The organism is Dechloromonas sp. ZY10 (genome assembly GCF_041378895.1).
GTDB classification, from domain to species: Bacteria; Pseudomonadota; Gammaproteobacteria; order Burkholderiales; family Rhodocyclaceae; genus Azonexus; species Azonexus aquae.
In genome coordinates this window covers 954,198-972,500 of the sequence record NZ_CP144212.1, presented here as the reverse complement: position 1 = coordinate 972,500, position 18,303 = coordinate 954,198, and the positions used below count along the sequence as shown (strand labels likewise).

Sequence of the window (18,303 nt, the reverse complement as noted above, 5' to 3'; positions counted from 1 at the left end):
TGTCAAGGGTAGGTAAGGTTTTTCGCGTTGCATCGAATTAATCCACATCATCCACCGCTTGTGCGGGTCCCCGTCAATTCCTTTGAGTTTTAACCTTGCGGCCGTACTCCCCAGGCGGTCAACTTCACGCGTTAGCTACGTTACTAAAGGGTTTTACCCCCCCAACAACTAGTTGACATCGTTTAGGGCGTGGACTACCAGGGTATCTAATCCTGTTTGCTACCCACGCTTTCGTGCATGAGCGTCAGTATCGGCCCAGGGGGCTGCCTTCGCCATCGGTGTTCCTCCACATCTCTACGCATTTCACTGCTACACGTGGAATTCCACCCCCCTCTGCCGTACTCTAGTGAGGCAGTCACAAGCGCAGTTCCCAGGTTGAGCCCGGGGATTTCACGCCTGTCTTACCAAACCGCCTGCGCACGCTTTACGCCCAGTAATTCCGATTAACGCTCGCACCCTACGTATTACCGCGGCTGCTGGCACGTAGTTAGCCGGTGCTTCTTATTCCGGTACCGTCATCCATGTAGGGTATTAGCCCACACGATTTCTTCCCGGCCGAAAGAGCTTTACAACCCGAAGGCCTTCTTCACTCACGCGGCATGGCTGGATCAGGCTTTCGCCCATTGTCCAAAATTCCCCACTGCTGCCTCCCGTAGGAGTCTGGGCCGTGTCTCAGTCCCAGTGTGGCGGATCATCCTCTCAGACCCGCTACAGATCGTCGCCTTGGTAGGCCTTTACCCCACCAACTAGCTAATCTGATATCGGCCGCTCTATCAGCGCAAGGCCCGAAGGTCCCCTGCTTTCCTCCTCAGAGAATATGCGGTATTAGCGTAACTTTCGCTACGTTATCCCCCACTGAAAGGTACGTTCCGATACTTTACTCACCCGTTCGCCACTCGCCGGCACCCGAAGGTCCGCTGCCGTTCGACTTGCATGTGTAAGGCATGCCGCCAGCGTTCAATCTGAGCCAGGATCAAACTCTTCAGTTCAATCCAACAAACTCGCAAATTCACTGACGGTAGATTTCTCTACCTATTACTCGGTGTATTTGCCTTAATACTATTTGCGATTGCTCGCTTTCGCATCAAGACACCCACACCTATCGGTTGTCCAAATTGTTAAAGATCACTACCGCGCCAACTCGTCGTTTCAAACAACTCGTCGTCTGCAGCAGAGAAGCGAGATTATGAACAACTCCTCACTTCTCGTCAAGCACTTTTTTAAAATTTCTTTTTCGAAACCGCCGAAAAACAATACCTAAAAAACCGCTTCACCCTTCGCCGCTCCGCTTCCTGACTCGTTTCCGAATCCCCGTCGCGTCGAAGAGGTGCGCATTCTACTCAACTTTAAAAATACGTCAATACCTTTGACGAAAAAACTTGATCAACCCAGCCACTCGATGATCGGCTGCCACTGCTCCAGGTCTTTACGATGACGAGCCCGAGGCGGATCAAAGACAGTCGCACCGGCTGCTGCTACGTTCACATAGTTCTGCGTATTGCGCAGGTAACTGACAATCGGGATGTCGAAGTGCTGCAGGAACTCCTCCAACATCGCCGCCGCCCGGGTACGCGGATCAACACGCATGGCAACGATTCCCACTGAATCGCGACGACCACGAATTTCGGAACGGATGGAATTGAGAAAATCTTCCGTCGCCGCCATATCGAACACGGACGGGACCAACGGAATCAAAACCTTGTCTGCCGCGCGCAGATAGTCGCTCAGTTTGTAGCCCTGCAATCCGGCCGGCGCATCGACCACGACCCAATCCGAGTCGCGCGGCAGATTCACCACCAGCTGATTGCCCGCGTAATACCCTGCGACCGACGGCAGATCCGGATGGCGAAACGCCATCCAGCGCAACGACGACTGCTGCCGATCAAGATCGCAGACCGTCACTGTCTTTCCCTGATTGGCAAAATATCCTGACAAATTGGTTGCCAAGGTAGTTTTACCAGCCCCTCCTTTGGGGTTCGCGACCAGCACTGAGCGCATTTTTTCTCCAGCTCTCGTTATCATTTACCGACAAAGATTATATTCCGGCAGGCAGCGGACGAATAAAATGACGTTCACTTCGGCGCCGCTCAAGTTCACACCACAGGCACAACAACATACTTAATAAAGGTACACACATGGTCACCAAGGTTGCAGGCGATAGACAAGGGATACAGTCGATCGAGGTCGGCTTTCGGCTACTCAAGGTGATGTCGGCGGCCAATCGCCCGATGATGCTGCGCGACATTGCCAAGGGTGCCGGCATGCCTGCAGCCAAGGCTCACCGTTACATGGTCAGCTTCATGCGCACCGGACTGGTGGAGCAGGATAGTGCCAGCGGCCGCTACGACCTGGGAGCTTACGCTCTGGAATTGGGGCTGTCGGGCCTGGGCCGACTGGACCCGGTACGGCTAGCCGGCCCGATCCTTGACAATCTTTGCGAAGAAATTCACGAGACAGTAGCTCTCGCCGTGTGGGGCAGCTTCGGTGCCACGATCGTGCGGATTGTCGATGCCGGCGGCCCGGTCACCATTACCCTGCGCCCTGGCACCGTTCTGCCTTTGACCAAATCGGCCACCGGTCGAGCTTTCGCTGCCTTTTACCGCTCCCCCTCGCTGCGGCAAAAGCTGGAAGAAGAAGTGGAGAATAGCGCCCAGCAGAGCAAGGCTGCCGTCACCACGGTACGACGACAGATGGAAAAGGTTCTCGATGAAATCCGTCAACACGGAATATCACGGGCAACCGGAAGCCTGACCCCTGGCATCAACGGCTTCAGTGCGCCGGTCTACGACCACAGCGGCAGCATGGTGGCAGCGATTACCTCGCTGGGTGCGATTGGGGAGTTTGATGTCGAGTGGGATAGCAAGGTGGCGACGACCATGCTCGCTGCAGCTGCAGAGCTTTCCAAGCGGCTTGGCTATGCCGCCGAAGACAATCGACCAAATTGAACGACTGGTGCCCCCGCGCGGAATCGAACCACGACCTGATGCTTACAAGGCAACTGCACGACCTTCATGCTACGGGGGCCCGCAGCGCTGGGCGCGCATTATAGCCCGATCAGAGGAAATTCAACATGACGACCAATAAAAACCCCTTTGAAGTTGCGCGCGAAACCTTGCGCTTGCTAGCAGCCAGGCGCATTGCCCCAACCCCCGATCACTACCAGACGCTGTACAACGAAATTGCCGGCGTAAAGAACAGCGATCCGGCGCCGGTTTCGGCAACCGCATTCCCCGAAAGGCAGTTGCGAGCCTTGGCGGCGGCCCTGCCCAAGGAAGCGCCCGATCAGTTACGCCTGGCAAGACAACTGGAGGAGGCGTTGCGGGATGGCAATTGGGAAGACTACAAAAAGCACCTGACAACCTTTGTCGAAGACCTGACCGGCATTCAGCGGCTGGCGTGGGGAGAACTGATTTCCGACCTGCTTCGCCAATGGGGCGCCCGCCACCCCGGACTGACCACTGCCCGCAAACGGGAGTCACTGGATCACGTTCTGACCAGCAGCAGCGCCAACCCGGAAAACCTGTTCAACCGGCTGCAAGCCCTGCTCCGCTCCTGGGGACAAGGGCGCGAAGCCGAAGCCGGCGATAGTGAAGCCCTGCCTGACAGCGAAGCAGAAGCTGAGAATAGCAGCGAGCGTAGCGAGGTAGCCAATCCTGGCAGCAACCCGCACCGCCTGCTCGGAGAACTCCGAGAGTTGTTCGCCTTCACTCTGGAAACGGCGGTTGCCACACAGTTGCATGAAGACCCGCAATTGTTGGAAGACGCCAAGCGCTTGGCCAACGACATCCGCAAGGCCCGCACGACGGAAGAGCTCGAAGCTTTTCTTTCCCGCCTGAAGCGCTTTGCCTTCAAGCTTGAATTGCTGGCCGAAGATCATGCCGAATTGCGCAGCAGCCTGCTCGGTTTGCTGCGGCTGCTGGTCGAAAACATCGACCAGTTGGTGATCGACGATCACTGGCTGCAAGGGCAGATCGCCGTTGTCCGGGAAATCATCGACAAACCCTTGTCCCAGCGCGCGATCGATGATGCCGAACGCCGCCTGAAGGAAGTGCTGTTCAAGCAGAGCCAGTTGAAAGCCGGCCTCAATGAAGCCAAGGAAGCAATCAAGAACATGCTGGCCGGCTTTGTTGACCACCTGGCCGACTTTTCCGACGCGACCTCCGATTACCACGACAAGATTGCCGCCTGCGCCGATAAGATCAGCGCCGCCAACGATATTGGCCAGCTCGAAACAGTGATTGCCGATGTCATGCGCGAAACCCGCAACATTCAGATGAATGCCCAGAAGTCACGCGACGAACTGCGACTGACCCAGCAAAAAGTACGCGAATCGGAAGAGCGCATTCGTGAGCTTGAACACGAATTGCAAGAAACCAGCATCCTCGTCCGCCACGACCAACTCACCGGCGTTCTCAACCGGCGCGGACTGGAAGACATGTTCGCCAAGGAAGCAGCTCGTGCCGACCGGCATGAAGCCGTACTCTGCGTCGGGCTACTCGACATCGACAATTTCAAGAAACTGAACGATTCGATGGGTCACGATGCCGGTGACAAGGCGCTGGTGCACCTGGCACAAGTCTGCCGGGAATCGCTGCGGCCACAGGACACGGTGGCCCGCTACGGCGGCGAGGAGTTTGTGATTCTCCTGCCCGACACCCATCTGGGTGACGCAGAGCAAGCGCTGGCACGACTGCAGCGCGACCTGACCAAGCGCTTTTTCCTGCACGAGAATGAAAAAGTGTTGATCACTTTCAGCGCCGGGGTCACTCAGCGCCGTAGCGACGACACTCTGGCGACCTCGCTGAAACGCGCCGACGAAGCGATGTATACCGCCAAACAGACCGGCAAGAACCGCGTCGTCAGCGCGCCCTGAACGGAAGGCTGAGCAAAAATCAGCGCGCCGGCTTGCCCGGCGCTTTTTTTCCCCAGCCGTCCGGCCGGCGCTTAGCGACCGGCAAAGCGAAGCAGGTCAAGCACCCGCTCCTGCGCCGCATTGGCCACCTTGAGCATATTCCCTGACGATTGCCGGAGAATCTGGTCGCGCGTCAGCGCGCTCATTTCCTGGGCGTAGTCGGTATCGCTCATCCGCTGCTTGGCCAGACTCAGGTTATCGCGCCGGGTTTCCAGCGCCTGCGACGAAAAATCGAGTCGCGCCATGGCTGCCCCGATCTGCCCACGGGCATTGCTCACCGCATCGAGCGCCTCGTCGATTCGGGCCAATGCGAATTTGGCCCCTTTGACCAGGTCGACCGTGGAAATCGCCAAGGCACCAGTATTCACGCCGGCCAGGCCGACCCGCAAACGATCCTCATCGTTGGCCCCGATCTGCAGATCGAGGAAGCGCTGCCCGGAACTCTTGATGTAATCCGGAATGTCGAGCTTGAATCCATCGAGGGCGTTTTCACCGTTGCGCGTGCCATTCCCCAGCAATACATCCTTGGCAGAAAGACTACTGCCGCCATCGACATCAAGACCACCGATTGCGCCGGTATCCTCGTTAGCAAAGTTAAAGGTGGCAACAAAGGCATTACCATTGGTCTGGAAGCTGGTCTGAAAACCGGCCAGATTGGCAAAGGCACCGCGACTGGCATTGGTCAGCGCCTGATCGAGAGTCGCCGCCGGGTTCTGGCTCAGGTAGGTCATGATTTCCTTGATCCCCGAGCCACCGGCATCCTTGATTTTCTGATGCATGTAACGGACCGCCGAATAGCCTGCTGAATAGCCGGCACTGGCCGCCACGCTATCAACATTGAAGGCTGCGATCATCGTCGCCCAGCCGGCACCGCTGTTGTAATCGGTTTTGACCCGCTCATCGGCACCGTGGATGAACTCGGCCATCCCCTCCTTGAACCAATTCGGTAGTGCATTGAAATTCATCGACCGCGACATCTCGGCATGCACCATCTCATGGGCAATGATCCGGTCGTTATAAACCGGTGCACTCCCACCGTCGGGCAAATTCGGTGGCGTAAAGTCGGCCATGTCGACATTCAAGGTAATGTCTTGCCACCGACCATCGGCACCGACGGCAGTGGTGCTCACCGAAGCCAGCGCATTCCCGGCACCGTCGCTGGTATCGAGATTGACCTTCATCGTCAGCGCGCCATCAGCCTTGATTCCGTAATACTGCGAAATCCGGTTTTCAGCCTCTTCCAGCCAACCCAGCCGCAAGCCATCGAGCACCGCCAGCCGATTCGGGTCTCCGCCAATCCCCGAGCGCCCCTGCTCGAAAACCTTTTCTCCGTTGAATTCGGTATCGCTGGAAATTTGGTCGATGCCCGCCAGCAACTGATCGGCCTCCTTCTGCAGAGCCTGCCGGTCCCCCATAGACAAGGTTCCGTTGGCCGCCTGCACCGCCAATTCACGCATCCGCTGCAGCATCCCGGAGACCTGATTAAGGCCACCATCAGTCACCTGCATCACTGAAACTGCGTTGTTCAAATTGCGCCGTGCCTGATCACCGCCACGAATCTGTGCCCCCATCCGTTCGCTGATCGCCGCACGTGCAGGATCATCCTGCGCGGCGGTAATTCGCACGCCTGACACCACCCGCTGCATCGAGCGCTGCAAGGACAACTCGTTCTTGCGCATCGACTGCTGGACATTCAGGCTCAAGGTGTTGGTTAAAATCTGCATAAGCCCCCCGATCTAACAAAAGTAATATCGGCAGAGACATCCCTATCTTTAGCCATCGGCAAAACAACAGGCGATCCAGCGTCAACCAGTTTACTGACGCCCGCATCCCGCAATCATCACCGGCAGAACAAAAGCTTGCCGTAAAATTCCGGACAGTCTCAAAACACACGTTGCGACAATCGACCGCCGCAGCGCAAATGTTTCCCCTCTCTTCCCATGCCTGCCATGTCCCCATCCAGCGCCCTGCTCGCCCGCGCTCTCGCCGATCATCGTGCCGGTCGCCTGACTGCGGCCGAGGCCGGCTACCGCCAGGTACTGGCAGCACAACCGGAAGATCCGGTAGCCCGCCATCACCTGGGCCTGGTGTTGTTTACCAGCGGCCGGCAAGCTGCAGCCTGGCCGTTGCTGCAAGGCTCCTGCACCACCGACGCGCCGGCCGACTATTTCCTGAATGTCGCCAACCTGTTGTGGCAGGCCCAGCGCCCCGAAGCCGCCATCGCCCTCCTGCAAGACGGATTGCGTGCGCATCCGGGGCAGGCTGAACTATCCCTGCGCGCCGGCGAGATGCTGCTCACCCAGGGCCGAGCCGACACGGCCGCTGAATTGGCGGCAGCGGCCTGCCTCAGCCCATGCCCGGCAACCGTCGCCCACAACCTGGCCGCCCTGCTCTACCGTAGCGGCAACGACCGGGCGGCGCTGGCTGCCAGCGAACAAGCACTGCGCCAAGGCCCAACGCCCGCTGCGCTCAATCTGAAAGCCGCCCTGCTGCGCCGGGGCGGCGACTGCAGCAGTGCGCTGACACTGGTCGAACAAGCCCTGGCGCTACGCCCCGGCGACCCCGAATCGCTGCGCAACCGGGCGGCGTTGCTGCGCGACCTGCAGCAGCTGCCGCAAGCGCTTGCCGCCAGCGAACAGGCGCTGCAGGCCGACCGCCACTCGGCCACCGCCTGGAACACCTGCGGTACCGTGCTGCTCGACCTGCGCCAGCTGGCCGATGCCGAATTCTGCTTCCGCCAGGCGTTGACCGTGGAACCGAAGCATCCGGCGGCGCATTTCAACCTCGGCCTCACCCGCCTGACGCTGGGTGACTGGCGCGAGGGCTTTGCTGAATACGAATGGCGCACCCGCCAGGAAGGCGTCGCTGGCGTTTATCCCGACTTCGGCCTGCCGCGCTGGGACGGCCGCGCGGCGCCGGGGCAGACCCTGCTGCTGGTTGCCGAACAAGGGCACGGCGATACCCTGCAGTTCATCCGCCTCGCCCGCCATCTAAAAGAGCGGGTCGGGCAGGTGGTCCTGCTCGCCCAGCCGGCGCTGGTCCGGCTGCTGGCGCCGCTACCCTGGCTCGACGTGGTACTGCCGCTGCACGGCCCGGAGACGCCGCAGGCCGACTGGGTGCTGCCCCTGCTGTCGCTGCCCGCCGTGCTCGGGCTGACCCCGGAAAACCTGCCGCAAATGGCAGCGCAACCGCCGTTTTTGAACATTTCCACGGTCGACCGTGAATTCTGGCAAAAACGCCTGGCCGCGTTGCCCCAGCCGCGTGTCGGCCTGGTCTGGGCCGGCGACCCGCGCCCCAACGACCCGGCCTCGAACCGCATCGACACCCGCCGCAGCCTGCACTTTTCGCAACTCCAGCCGCTGCTCGCGGCACATCCGCACATCGCCTTCGTCAGCCTGCAAAAAGGCAGCGCTTGCGCCCAGTTGCCGGCCGGGTTGACCAAGCATCCCGGCGTCACCGACTGGAGCGACGAGTTCACCGACTTCGCCCGGACCGCCGCATTGGTCGAGCAACTCGACCTGGTCATCAGCGTCGACACCGCCGTCGCCCACCTCGCCGGCGCCCTCGCCCGACCGACCTGGATCCTCTCCCGCTTCGACGCCTGCTGGCGGTGGCTGAACCAGCGCAGCGACAGCCCGTGGTATCCGCAGATGCGGCTTTTCCATCAAGCGCAAAGCGGCGAATGGGCGCCCGTTCTGGCCCAGGTCAGCGACGAACTCGAACGCTGGCGGCAGGACTATCGAGCCCCCGCCGCCGCGACCCCGCAAGGAGCATCATGACTACCCCGCTCTCACCGTCCAGCCCTCGGCCCGACCACCTCGCCGCCGCCGAGGCCGCCCGCAGCCAGGGCGACCACGCTGCCGCCGAAGCGCACTACCAAGCCGCCCTGGCCGCCGGCCAAGGCAACCCGGCCGTGCATTACAACCTCGGCACCTACTGCGCCCAGCGCGGCGACTGGGCCGGCGCCTGCGAATACTTCAAGACTGCCGTCGCCGCAGCCCCGGATTTTGCGCTGGCCTGGTACAACCTGGGCAGCAGCCAGCGCCAGCTCAACCAGTTGCCGGCTGCGCGCAGCGCCTTGGCTCGCGCCCTCGAACTGGCCCCTGACCTGCATGCGGCTCGGGTCAACCTGTCGCTGGTCGACTTTGCGCTGGGCGACAGCGAAAGCGCGCTGCGCCTGGCGCACGCAGCACTCGAAGCGCACCCCGATGACCCCGACGTGTTCGCCAATCTGTCGACCTACCTGCGCACGCTGGGCGCGCTCGAAGAGGCCAAGCTCTGCGCCGAAAGCGCCTTGCGCCTGCAGCCGACGCATGCCGGCGCCTGGCAGGCGCTGGGCACGCTGGCCCAGGATCAGCGCGCCTTCGCCGCTGCCGTCACCTGCTACCGGCACGCCATCGAGAACGATCCCGACAACGCCGCCGCGCACTGGAATCTCGGCCTGGCCGCGCTGGCCCAGGGCGATTTCGATCTGGGCTGGCGTGAGTACGAATGGCGCACCCGGCTGCCGCAGATGCGCGGCCACTACCCGGATTTCGGGCTACCGCTGTGGCAGGGCGAGGCCAGCCAGCCGCTGGCCGGCAAAACCTTGTTGCTGGTGGCCGAACAGGGCCACGGCGATACCCTGCAGTTCGTCCGCCTCGCCCGCCAGGTCAAGGCCGCCGGCGCCTGCGTCAAACTGATGGCGCAACCGGCGCTGCTGCGCCTGCTGCGACCGCTGCCCTGGCTCGACGCGGTAGTCGCCCAGACCGACCCGCCGCCAGCCGCCGATTACGTGCTGCCCCTGCTCAGTCTGCCCGCCCGCCTCGGCCTGCAACTCGCCGACCTGCCCGGCGCCATACCTTATCTCGCCGCGTCGGCAGAAAATCTTGCCGCCTGGCGGCAGCGCCTTGCCGACCTGCCGAGCGCCGAAGATTGCGAAAAGCCGCGCCCACGCATCGGCCTGGTCTGGTCCGGCGACCCGCGCCCGCACGACCCGGAAAGCCACCGCATCGACGCCCGGCGCAGCCTGCCGCTGGCGCAACTGGCGCCCTTGTTTGCCGCCGCGCCGGAATACGCCTGGTTCAGCCTGCAAAAAGGCAGCGCCGCCAGCCAGGCCACCGCCTGGCCGCAACTGCTCGACTACAGCGCCGAATGGCAGGATTTTGCCGACACGGCGGCGCTGGTCGCCCAACTCGACCTGGTGATCACGGTCGACACCGCCATGGCGCATTTATCGGCGGCGCTGGGCAAGCCGACCTGGGTGCTGTCGCGCTTCGACGCCTGCTGGCGCTGGCTCGACGAGCGCAGCGACAGCCCCTGGTATCCCGGCCTGCGGCTGTTCCGGCAGCCGAGTCCCGGCGACTGGGCAACGCCGCTGGCCGAACTGGCGACAGCGCTCGGCGAATATTTCGCCGCCCCCGCCCCGACCGCCAGCGGCACATAATTTGCTTCGACCCACGTTCAATCTCGCGGATCAACAGGACTTCAGCATGTTCAACGACGCATCCATTCTCGTCACCGGCGGCACCGGTTCCTTCGGCAAGCATTTCATCCGCACCCTGCTGCAACGCTACCGGCCGCGCCGGCTGATCGTCTTCTCGCGCGACGAGCTCAAGCAGTTCGAAATGCAGCAGGAGTTCAACGCCCCCTGCATGCGCTACTTCCTGGGCGACGTGCGCGACCGCGAACGCCTCGAACTGGCGATGCGCGACGTCGATTACGTGGTCCATGCCGCCGCCCTCAAGCAGGTGCCGGCCGCCGAGTACAACCCGACCGAATGCATCAAGACCAACGTCAATGGCGCCGAGAACGTGATCCACGCGGCGCTCTTCAATCACGTCAAGAAGGTGATCGCGCTATCGACCGACAAGGCCGCCAACCCGATCAACCTCTATGGCGCGACCAAGCTGGTCTCGGACAAGCTCTTCGTCGCTGCCAACAACATCGTCGGCGGCGACCGGCCGACCCGCTTCGCGGTGGTCCGCTACGGCAACGTGGTCGGTTCGCGCGGCTCGGTAGTGCCCTTCTTCCGCAAGCTGCTGGCCGACGGCGCCGGCGAACTGCCGATCACCGACCCGCGCATGACCCGCTTCTGGATCACGCTCAATGAAGGCGTCGAGTTCGTGCTCAAGAATTTTGCCCGGATGCAGGGCGGCGAAATCTTCGTCCCCAAGATTCCGTCGGCGCTGATCACCGACCTCGCCGAAGCCATCGCCCCCGGCCTGCCGCTCAAGATCATCGGCATCCGCCCGGGCGAAAAGCTGCACGAAATCATGTGCCCGCTCGACGACTCGCACCTCACCGTCGAGTTTGCCGACCATTACGTGATCCGCCCGTCGATCAGCTTCAGCACCCAGCACGACTACACCCGCAACGAAGCCGGCGAACAGGGCCAGGCCGTGGCCCAAGGCTTCGAGTACAACTCGGGCAGCAACCCCTGGGTGCTGAGCGTGCCGCAAATCCGCGACCTGCTGGCCCAGGCATGATTCCCTACGGCCGCCAGGAAATCACCGAGGCCGACCTGGCCGCAGTCCAGGCCGTGCTGCAATCCGACTGGCTGACCCAGGGTCCGGCCGTGCCGGCCTTCGAAGCCGCCGTCGCCCGCCGCGTCGGCGCTGCGCATGCGGTGGCGGTCAATAGCGCCACTTCGGCCCTGCACCTGGCCTGCCTGGCACTCGACCTGGGCCCCGGCGACTGGCTATGGACCAGCCCGATCACCTTCGTCGCATCGGCCAACTGTGCCCGCTACTGCGGCGCCGAGGTTGATTTTGTCGATATCGACCCGCACACCCGCAACCTGTGCCCGCAGGCGCTGGCGGAAAAACTGCGGGTCGCCGAAGCACAGGGACGCCTGCCGAAAATCGTCGTCGCCGTGCATTTCGGCGGCCTCGCCTGCGACATGCCGGCGCTCCAGGCGCTGGCCAGGCGCTACGGATTCCGGCTGATCGAGGACGCCTCGCACGCCATCGGCGCCAGCGTCGGCGGCATCCCGGTCGGCGCCGGCCAGGCCAGCGACATCACCGTGTTCAGCTTTCACCCGGTCAAGATCATCACCACCGGCGAAGGCGGCATGGCGCTGACCAACCACCCCGAACTCGCCCGCCGCATGGCCTGCCTGCGCAGCCACGGCATCACCCGCGAAGCGGCCGAGATGGAAGCGGCAGTCCGCACCGACGGTGACGGCCCGTGGTACTACCAGCAGGTCGAGCTCGGCTTCAATTACCGGATGACCGACCTGCAGGCAGCGCTCGGGCTGAGCCAGCTGGACCGCCTCGATGATTACATCGCCCGCCGCGAGCAACTGGCCACGGCCTACGACCAGGCACTGGCCGCCCTGCCGCTGGCCTTGCCGGCGCGGCGCCCCGGCTACCAGTCGGCCTGGCACCTCTACCCGGTGGCGCTGAGCGACGCCGCCGGCTGCGACCGGCTGAACCTGTTCAACGCCCTGCGCGAGGCCGGGATCGGGGTCAATGTGCACTACATCCCGGTCCATCTGCAGCCCTACTACCGCCGCCTCGGCTTTGCTCCCGGCCAGTACCCGCAGGCCGAGAACTACTACAGTCGGGCGCTGACCCTGCCGTTATATCCGACGCTGGGCGGCGACGAGCAGGCACAGGTGATTGCCGCTTTGCAGGCCCGGCTGGCAGCCTGAGTTTGCCGCTGAGTTGCCATTTTCCGAGCGCCCTTCACCGGACCATGCCCATGAAACTCGCAGTTATCCCCGCCCGTGGCGGCAGCAAGCGGATTCCGCGCAAGAACGTCAAAGACTTTTTCGGCCAGCCGATGATCGCCTGGTCGATTGCCGCTGCCCGCGACAGCGGCTGCTTCGATCGCATCGTGGTCTCGACCGACGACCCGGAGATTGCCGCCGTGGCTCGCGCCCACGGCGCCGAGACCCCGTTCGTCCGGCCACCGGAACTGGCCGACGACCACACCCCGACGATTCCGGTGATCGCCCACGCCATCCAGTGGCACCTCGACCAGGGCGCAGCGGTCGATGCCGCCTGCTGCATTTATGCCACCGCCCCCTTCGTCCGCGCCGAGGACTTGCGGGCCGGCGGCGAGTTGCTGCAACAGCGTCACGCTGACTATGCCTTTGCCGCCACCAGTTTTCCCTTCCCGATCCAGCGCGCCTTCCGGCTGACTGCCGATGGCCATGTCGAGATGTTCCAGCCCGAACACTTCAACACCCGTTCGCAGGATCTGGAACCGGCATTTCACGACGCGGGGCAGTTCTACTGGGGGCAAACCGCTGCCTGGCTGAGCGGCAAGCCGTTCTTTGGCGCCAACAGCGTACCGGTCTTGCTGCCGCGCTACCGGGTGCAGGATATTGACCACCCGGAAGACTGGCAACGCGCCGAAGCCCTGTTTCGCGTCCTGCGCGAAGCGAGTTGATGGCCCGCCGCAAGCTGCGCGTCTGCTTCCGCGCCGATGCTTCACTGAGTATCGGCAGCGGCCATGTCATGCGTTGCCTGACCCTGGCCGGCGAACTGCGGGAGCGCGGCGCCGAATGCCGTTTCATTTGTCGCGAACACCCCGGCCACCTGATCGATCAGATCGAAGCCCGGGGTTTTCCGGTGCTGCGCCTGCCGGTTTTTGCCGAAATTCACGGTCGACCGCAAAAATCGGGGATTTTCCCCCTTACCGCGCACCATGAGTGGCTCGGCAACTCGCCGGAACAGGACGCCGAGGAATGCGCCCGAGATCTGGCAGCCAGCCCGGTCGATTGGCTGATCGTCGATCACTACGCGCTGGAGGCGGCATGGGAACGCGCCTTGCGCCCCTATTGCCGGCAGTTGATGGCGATTGACGACCTGGCCGACCGCCCCCACCAATGCGAGGTATTGCTCGACCAGAACCTGGGCCGCAGCCCTGGCGATTACCAGCCGCTACTCCCCACCGCCAGCCAGATTCTGACCGGGCCGCAGTACGCCTTGCTCCGCCCCGAATTCGCTACCTGGCGAGCGGCCAGCCTGGCCAGGCGCGAACAGGCCTGCGCCGGCGACGACCGCAGGCTGCAGTTGCTGATCAATCTCGGCGGCGTCGATCGGGCCAATGACAGCGAGCGCATTCTCACGGCCCTGACACCGGAAATGCTCCCGCCCGAGGCCCGCATCACCGTCATCCTGGGGGCCAGCGCGCCCTGGCGGGAGGCGATCGAACACCGCAGCAAACACCTGCACTGGCCGTGTCAGGTCATCGTCGCGGCGAACAACATGGGCGAACTGCTTAGCCAGGCCGACCTGGCCATCGGTGCCGCTGGCAGCAGCACCTGGGAGCGTTGCTGCCTGGGTCTGCCGACCCTGGCCCTGATCCTCGCCGATAACCAGCGCGGCATAGCCGCCGCCCTGACTGCCCACACCGGACTGGCCAGCGCCGGCACAGACCTGGCGGCCAGCCTGCGGGATTTTTTCCGGCAGTTGGGCAGCGCCGGACAACGGCTGGCCCACAGCCGCCGGGTCGCCGAGCTGGTCGATGGGCAAGGCTGCCGACGAGTGGCCGACGTGCTGCTGGCCGCAGGAGGAAACACATGAAAATCAGCCTGCTCTGCAGCAGCGCCGACCACCCGGTCAATCCCTGGCTCAAGGCCTGGCAGGAAAAGCACGCGGCAACGCACGCGATCGAACTGGTCCGACGGGTCGCCGATCTCGATTCGGGCGATCTGCTGTTCCTGATTTCCTGCAGCGAACTGGTGCCCGCCGAAGTCCGCCAGCGTTTCCGGCACACCCTGGTTCTGCATGCCAGTGATTTGCCGCACGGCCGGGGCTGGAGCCCCCACATCTGGGAACTGCTGGCGGGTGCCGAACACCTCACCCTGTCGCTGCTGGAAGCGGAAGACCGGGTCGATAGCGGCCGGATCTGGAAAAAACTGCAGTTTCCAATTCCCCGCACCGCGCTCTGGGACGAAATCAATGCCCGCCTGTTTGCCGCCGAGATCGAACTGCTCGATTACGCGCTGCAATCCCCGCTCCCGAGTGCGCCGCAAGCCCAGGACGAAAGCCTGGGCAGCAGCTACTATCCCCGGCGGAGCCCGGAGGATAGCCGGCTTGACCCGGAGCGCTCGCTGGCCGAACAATTCAACTTGCTGCGGGTCTGCGACCCGGCACGCTTCCCGGCTTTTTTCGACTGGCACGGGCAACGCTACAAACTGACCCTGGAGAAAATGTCCGATGACTCCGCAGACACTCAAGATTGACGGCCGCATCATTGGCGCCACCACCCCGCCCTACGTGATCGCCGAAATGTCGGCCAATCACAACGGCAATCTGGATACCGCCCTGCGCATCATCGAAGAAGCGAAAAAAGCCGGCGCCGATGCGCTCAAGCTGCAAACCTACCGCCCCGATACCATCACCCTGGACTCGGACCTGCCGGACTTCCAGCTGACCGACGGCCTGTGGGGCGGACGTACCCTTTATCAACTGTACGAGTGGGCGCACACCCCTTGGGAATGGCACCGACCGCTGTTCGAGCACGCCCGCAAGGTCGGCATCACCATCTTCAGTACACCGTTCGACACCACGGCCGTCGACCTGCTCGAAGACCTGAATGCGCCGGCCTACAAGATCGCCTCGTTCGAAGCCGTCGACCTGCCGCTGATCCGCTACGCAGCGGCGACCGGCAAGCCGATGATCATTTCGACCGGGATGGCCGATGCCGAGGAAATCGGCGAAGCGGTCGACGCCGCCCGCAGCGGCGGTTGCCGCGAACTCGCCGTACTCCATTGCGTCAGCGGCTATCCGGCACCGGCCGCCGACTACAACCTGCGCACCCTGCTCGACATGCAGCAGCGCTTCGGCACCCTGGTCGGGCTCTCCGACCACACCCTCGACAACACCACGGCGATCGCCAGCATTGCGCTCGGTGCCTGCATCGTCGAAAAACATTTCACCCTAGACCGCAACGGCGGCGGCCCCGACGACAGTTTTTCGCTCGAACCCGCCGGGCTGGCCGAACTTTGCCGGGGCACACGGACCGCCTGGGAGGCGCTCGGTCAGGTCAACTACGCGCGCAAATCGAGCGAACAAGGCAATGTCAAATTCCGCCGTTCGCTCTACTTCGTCCGCGACCTGCAGGCCGGCGAGGTGATCACCGCCGACTGCATCCGCAGCGTCCGCCCCGGTTATGGCATGGCGCCCAAACATTACGATGCGATCATCGGCAAACGGGTGATTGCCACGGTCCACGCCTGTACGCCGGTAAAACCGGAATTGCTTGCCGACTGAGCATGAACCTCGCCGCACACTCCGCCTCTCGCCCCCTGCGCGCCGCACTGATCGGCTGCGGCCGCATTGCCATCGGCCACCCCGACGACCACCCGGCACTGCAGGCGGCCTCGCACGCTGCCGCCTACCAGGCCTGCCCGGACAGCGAACTGGTCGGCGTCTGCGATAGCCGCCCCGAGGTCGCTGCCGCTGCCAGCGCCCGCCTCGGGGTTCCTGCCTTCAGCGATTACCGCAGCCTGCTGGGGGCGGTACAACCCGAGGTGGTGAGCCTGTGCACACCGGACGAAACGCACGCGGCGATCCTCGCCGACATCCTGCCCACGCCCGGCCTGCGCGGTGTACTGGCCGAAAAGCCGCTGGCGCTGGCGCTGGCGGCGGCGAGCGAACTGGTCGCCAGCGCAGCGCAACACGGCGTTGTCCTCGCCGTCAATTACTCGCGCCGCTACGCGCCCAGCCAGCAAGCCCTGGCGCAACGCCTGGCCAGCGGCGCACTGGGCCGGATTCACAGCGTCAGTGGCTGCTACAGCAAAGGCATCCGCCACAACGGCACGCACTGGTTCGACTGGCTGCGGCTGTTGCTTGGCGCTGCCGCCGACGGTCCGGCGGAAGTCATCGCCTATCCCGGCGGCGAAGCCTTTGGCGACGACCCCAGCCCGCACCTGATGCTGCGCTTCGCCAGCGGCCTGGTCGCCCAGCTGCAAGCCGCCGACCACAGCGCCTACAGTCTGTTCGAGATCACCCTCAACGGCGACGCCGGCCGCCTGCGCATCGACCAGTCGGGACACCGCGCCTGCTGGCAGCCGGTGATCGACAGCCCGCTCTACGCCGGCTATCGCACCCTCGCCGACGGCACGCCGGAAGACAGCCTGATGAGCAATGCCTTGCTGCATGCCGTCGCCGACCTGCTGGCAGCAATCCGCTGCGGCCGCCCCCCGGCCTGCAGTGGCGCCGATGCGCTGGCCGCTCTGCGCCTCGCCGACGCTGCCTGTCGCTCGCTGGCCGGCGGCTGCCCGGTGACATGCTGAGCCGGCCGGACGTCGCTGCCAGCATTCTCTGTCTGGCCGGCGATGCCGGCGGTGCGGCGGCGCTCAGTCCACTGCTCACCGCCCTGCGCGACAGCGGCCAGCCGCTCCGCCTGCTCGCCTACGGCCCGGCGCTCGCGCTGTGGCAAAGCCAGGGATTGCAGCCGGAAGCGGCCCCTGCCGACCCGGCGGCGATCGACCGGGCCTGCCGCGCGGCCGGGCTGTTGCTGAGCGCCACCTCATGCAACGAGCTCAATCTCGAACGCCGCTACTGGCAAGCGGCCCACGCCGTCGCCTGCCCGACACTGGCAGTACTCGATTACTGGTCCAACTACGGTCAACGCTTCGAAATCGCCAAAAAGCCGTTCTGGCCCGAGCGGATCGCAGTGATGGACGAACTGGCCGCCAGCGGCATGCGCACCGCCGGCTGCCCGCCCGAACGGCTCTGCATCGTCGGCCACCCCGGTTTCGACGCCTTGTCGGCGGAACAGCTTGACGCTGAGCAGCGCACCCGGCTGCGGCAAACGCTGGGCATCGCCCCGCAATGCCAATTGCTGGTCTTCGTGTCCCAGCCGCTATCGGAACTGCGCGCCCTGCTCGGCCAATCGCTTGCCCCGCCGGACGAGCAGACAATTTTGCAGCAGGTGATCGCTGCCCTCGACGCGCCCACCGATGCCGCGCCGCCAACGCTGCTGATCCGCCCGCATCCGCGCGAAGCCAGCGACAAGTACGACCGCTGGTGCCGCCCCGGCACCGCCAGCACTGCGGCGGTCGCGGTCAATCACACGCTCCCTTCGCGCCAGTTGGTCCAGGCCGCCGACCTGGTGCTCGGCATCCACTCGATGCTGCTGCTGGAAGCCTGCTGCCTTGGCTGCCCGGTAATCAGCCTGCAACCCGGGCAACATCCCGAACCGGCCGCGCAATACGATCCGCTGCCGAGCAACCAGTGCGGCGCCAGCACCGCCATTTACGAAATGACTAAGGTTATTCCCGAAATTCGCCGTTACATGCTGGATGCGACAGCACGACAGCAACTGCGTGCCGGTGCGCGGCGCGCCTGCCCGCCCCCCGGTGCGACAGCAAAGCTGCAAGCGCTGATCTCTGCCATGATGGAACGCTAATTGCTTAAAATGCGGATCAATCCGCTATTGCACAGGAATCA

Annotated in this window: 14 protein-coding genes, 1 tRNA gene and 1 rRNA gene (1 of these 16 cut by a window edge); 12 read left to right on the top strand and 4 right to left on the bottom strand. The window is 63.7% G+C overall.

All coding sequences use genetic code 11. From position 1 onward, the window contains the following. Both VX159_RS04430 and VX159_RS04425 read right to left on the bottom strand, forming a co-directional pair. Window positions 1-989: ribosomal RNA gene (locus VX159_RS04430) — 16S ribosomal RNA — on the bottom strand (it extends 547 nt beyond the left edge of the window). 394 nt (window positions 990-1,383) lie between these two features. Next, complete coding sequence (locus tag VX159_RS04425; protein ID WP_371324782.1) at window positions 1,384-1,998, bottom strand: AAA family ATPase; 615 nt, start codon at window positions 1,996-1,998, stop codon at window positions 1,384-1,386. A gap of 137 nt (window positions 1,999-2,135) precedes the next feature. Between VX159_RS04425 and VX159_RS04420 the strand changes: the two genes are divergently transcribed. After that, window positions 2,136-2,945, top strand: a complete 810-nt coding sequence (locus VX159_RS04420; protein ID WP_371324781.1) for an IclR family transcriptional regulator — start codon at window positions 2,136-2,138, stop codon at window positions 2,943-2,945. Between the two features lie 5 nt (window positions 2,946-2,950). On the opposite strand, the gene VX159_RS04415 is transcribed toward VX159_RS04420, so the two are convergent. Beyond that, a tRNA-Thr gene (locus VX159_RS04415) sits at window positions 2,951-3,024 on the bottom strand. A 46-nt stretch (window positions 3,025-3,070) separates the two neighbouring features. Here VX159_RS04415 and VX159_RS04410 point away from each other — a divergent pair. After that, a complete protein-coding gene (locus VX159_RS04410; protein WP_371324780.1) occupies window positions 3,071-4,873 on the top strand; it encodes a diguanylate cyclase in 1,803 nt (600 codons plus the stop codon). A gap of 71 nt (window positions 4,874-4,944) precedes the next feature. On the opposite strand, the gene VX159_RS04405 is transcribed toward VX159_RS04410, so the two are convergent. Beyond that, on the bottom strand, window positions 4,945-6,636 hold the full coding sequence (locus tag VX159_RS04405) for a flagellinolysin (RefSeq protein ID WP_371324779.1): 1,692 nt from the start codon (window positions 6,634-6,636) through the stop codon (window positions 4,945-4,947). A gap of 225 nt (window positions 6,637-6,861) precedes the next feature. On the opposite strand from VX159_RS04405, the gene VX159_RS04400 reads away from it, so the two are divergent. The 10 genes from VX159_RS04400 to VX159_RS04355 are packed head-to-tail and all read left to right on the top strand — an operon-like array spanning window position 6,862 to window position 18,262. Next, complete coding sequence (locus tag VX159_RS04400; protein WP_371324778.1) at window positions 6,862-8,691, top strand: tetratricopeptide repeat protein; 1,830 nt, start codon at window positions 6,862-6,864, stop codon at window positions 8,689-8,691. Continuing rightward, complete coding sequence (locus tag VX159_RS04395; RefSeq protein WP_371324777.1) at window positions 8,688-10,337, top strand: tetratricopeptide repeat protein; 1,650 nt, start codon at window positions 8,688-8,690, stop codon at window positions 10,335-10,337. Before VX159_RS04400 ends, VX159_RS04395 begins: the two co-directional genes overlap by 4 nt. A 46-nt stretch (window positions 10,338-10,383) precedes the next feature. Further along, window positions 10,384-11,379 carry a UDP-N-acetylglucosamine 4,6-dehydratase (inverting) gene (gene pseB, locus VX159_RS04390; RefSeq protein WP_371324776.1) on the top strand — a complete coding sequence of 332 codons (996 nt, stop codon included), beginning with the start codon at window positions 10,384-10,386 and terminating at the stop codon, window positions 11,377-11,379. Continuing rightward, a complete protein-coding gene (pseC, locus tag VX159_RS04385) occupies window positions 11,376-12,545 on the top strand; it encodes a UDP-4-amino-4,6-dideoxy-N-acetyl-beta-L-altrosamine transaminase (RefSeq protein ID WP_371324775.1) in 1,170 nt (389 codons plus the stop codon). The genes pseB and pseC overlap by 4 nt, the downstream gene beginning before the upstream one ends. 50 nt (window positions 12,546-12,595) lie before the next feature. Continuing rightward, window positions 12,596-13,288, top strand: coding sequence for a pseudaminic acid cytidylyltransferase (gene pseF / locus VX159_RS04380; protein WP_371324774.1), 693 nt, complete (start codon window positions 12,596-12,598; stop codon window positions 13,286-13,288). After that, complete coding sequence (gene pseG / locus VX159_RS04375) at window positions 13,288-14,427, top strand: UDP-2,4-diacetamido-2,4,6-trideoxy-beta-L-altropyranose hydrolase (protein WP_371324773.1); 1,140 nt, start codon at window positions 13,288-13,290, stop codon at window positions 14,425-14,427. Before pseF ends, pseG begins: the two co-directional genes overlap by 1 nt. Next, the gene (locus VX159_RS04370; protein ID WP_371324772.1) at window positions 14,424-15,089 is read left to right on the top strand and encodes a formyltransferase family protein; all 666 of its coding nucleotides are present in this window, start codon (window positions 14,424-14,426) and stop codon (window positions 15,087-15,089) included. Before pseG ends, VX159_RS04370 begins: the two co-directional genes overlap by 4 nt. Further along, on the top strand, window positions 15,064-16,119 hold the full coding sequence (gene pseI / locus VX159_RS04365; RefSeq protein WP_371324771.1) for a pseudaminic acid synthase: 1,056 nt from the start codon (window positions 15,064-15,066) through the stop codon (window positions 16,117-16,119). Before VX159_RS04370 ends, pseI begins: the two co-directional genes overlap by 26 nt. Window positions 16,120-16,121: 2 nt before the next feature. After that, window positions 16,122-17,144 carry a Gfo/Idh/MocA family protein gene (locus VX159_RS04360; RefSeq protein WP_371324770.1) on the top strand — a complete coding sequence of 341 codons (1,023 nt, stop codon included), beginning with the start codon at window positions 16,122-16,124 and terminating at the stop codon, window positions 17,142-17,144. Further along, window positions 17,138-18,262, top strand: a complete 1,125-nt coding sequence (locus VX159_RS04355; RefSeq protein ID WP_371324769.1) for a hypothetical protein — start codon at window positions 17,138-17,140, stop codon at window positions 18,260-18,262. The genes VX159_RS04360 and VX159_RS04355 overlap by 7 nt, the downstream gene beginning before the upstream one ends. Window positions 18,263-18,303 lie beyond the last annotated feature (41 nt).

Bases quoted from the DNA above. Each gene is read 5' to 3' on its own strand.
- VX159_RS04425 (WP_371324782.1), bottom strand. From the start codon at position 1,998: ATGCGCTCAGTGCTGGTCGCGAACCCCAAAGGAGGGGCTGGTAAAACT.
- VX159_RS04420 (WP_371324781.1), top strand. From the start codon at position 2,136: ATGGTCACCAAGGTTGCAGGCGATAGACAAGGGATACAGTCGATCGAG.
- VX159_RS04410 (WP_371324780.1), top strand. From the start codon at position 3,071: ATGACGACCAATAAAAACCCCTTTGAAGTTGCGCGCGAAACCTTGCGC.
- VX159_RS04405 (WP_371324779.1), bottom strand. From the start codon at position 6,636: ATGCAGATTTTAACCAACACCTTGAGCCTGAATGTCCAGCAGTCGATG.
- VX159_RS04400 (WP_371324778.1), top strand. From the start codon at position 6,862: ATGTCCCCATCCAGCGCCCTGCTCGCCCGCGCTCTCGCCGATCATCGT.
- VX159_RS04395 (WP_371324777.1), top strand. From the start codon at position 8,688: ATGACTACCCCGCTCTCACCGTCCAGCCCTCGGCCCGACCACCTCGCC.
- pseB (WP_371324776.1), top strand. From the start codon at position 10,384: ATGTTCAACGACGCATCCATTCTCGTCACCGGCGGCACCGGTTCCTTC.
- pseC (WP_371324775.1), top strand. From the start codon at position 11,376: ATGATTCCCTACGGCCGCCAGGAAATCACCGAGGCCGACCTGGCCGCA.
- pseF (WP_371324774.1), top strand. From the start codon at position 12,596: ATGAAACTCGCAGTTATCCCCGCCCGTGGCGGCAGCAAGCGGATTCCG.
- pseG (WP_371324773.1), top strand. From the start codon at position 13,288: ATGGCCCGCCGCAAGCTGCGCGTCTGCTTCCGCGCCGATGCTTCACTG.
- VX159_RS04370 (WP_371324772.1), top strand. From the start codon at position 14,424: ATGAAAATCAGCCTGCTCTGCAGCAGCGCCGACCACCCGGTCAATCCC.
- pseI (WP_371324771.1), top strand. From the start codon at position 15,064: ATGACTCCGCAGACACTCAAGATTGACGGCCGCATCATTGGCGCCACC.
- VX159_RS04360 (WP_371324770.1), top strand. From the start codon at position 16,122: ATGAACCTCGCCGCACACTCCGCCTCTCGCCCCCTGCGCGCCGCACTG.
- VX159_RS04355 (WP_371324769.1), top strand. From the start codon at position 17,138: ATGCTGAGCCGGCCGGACGTCGCTGCCAGCATTCTCTGTCTGGCCGGC.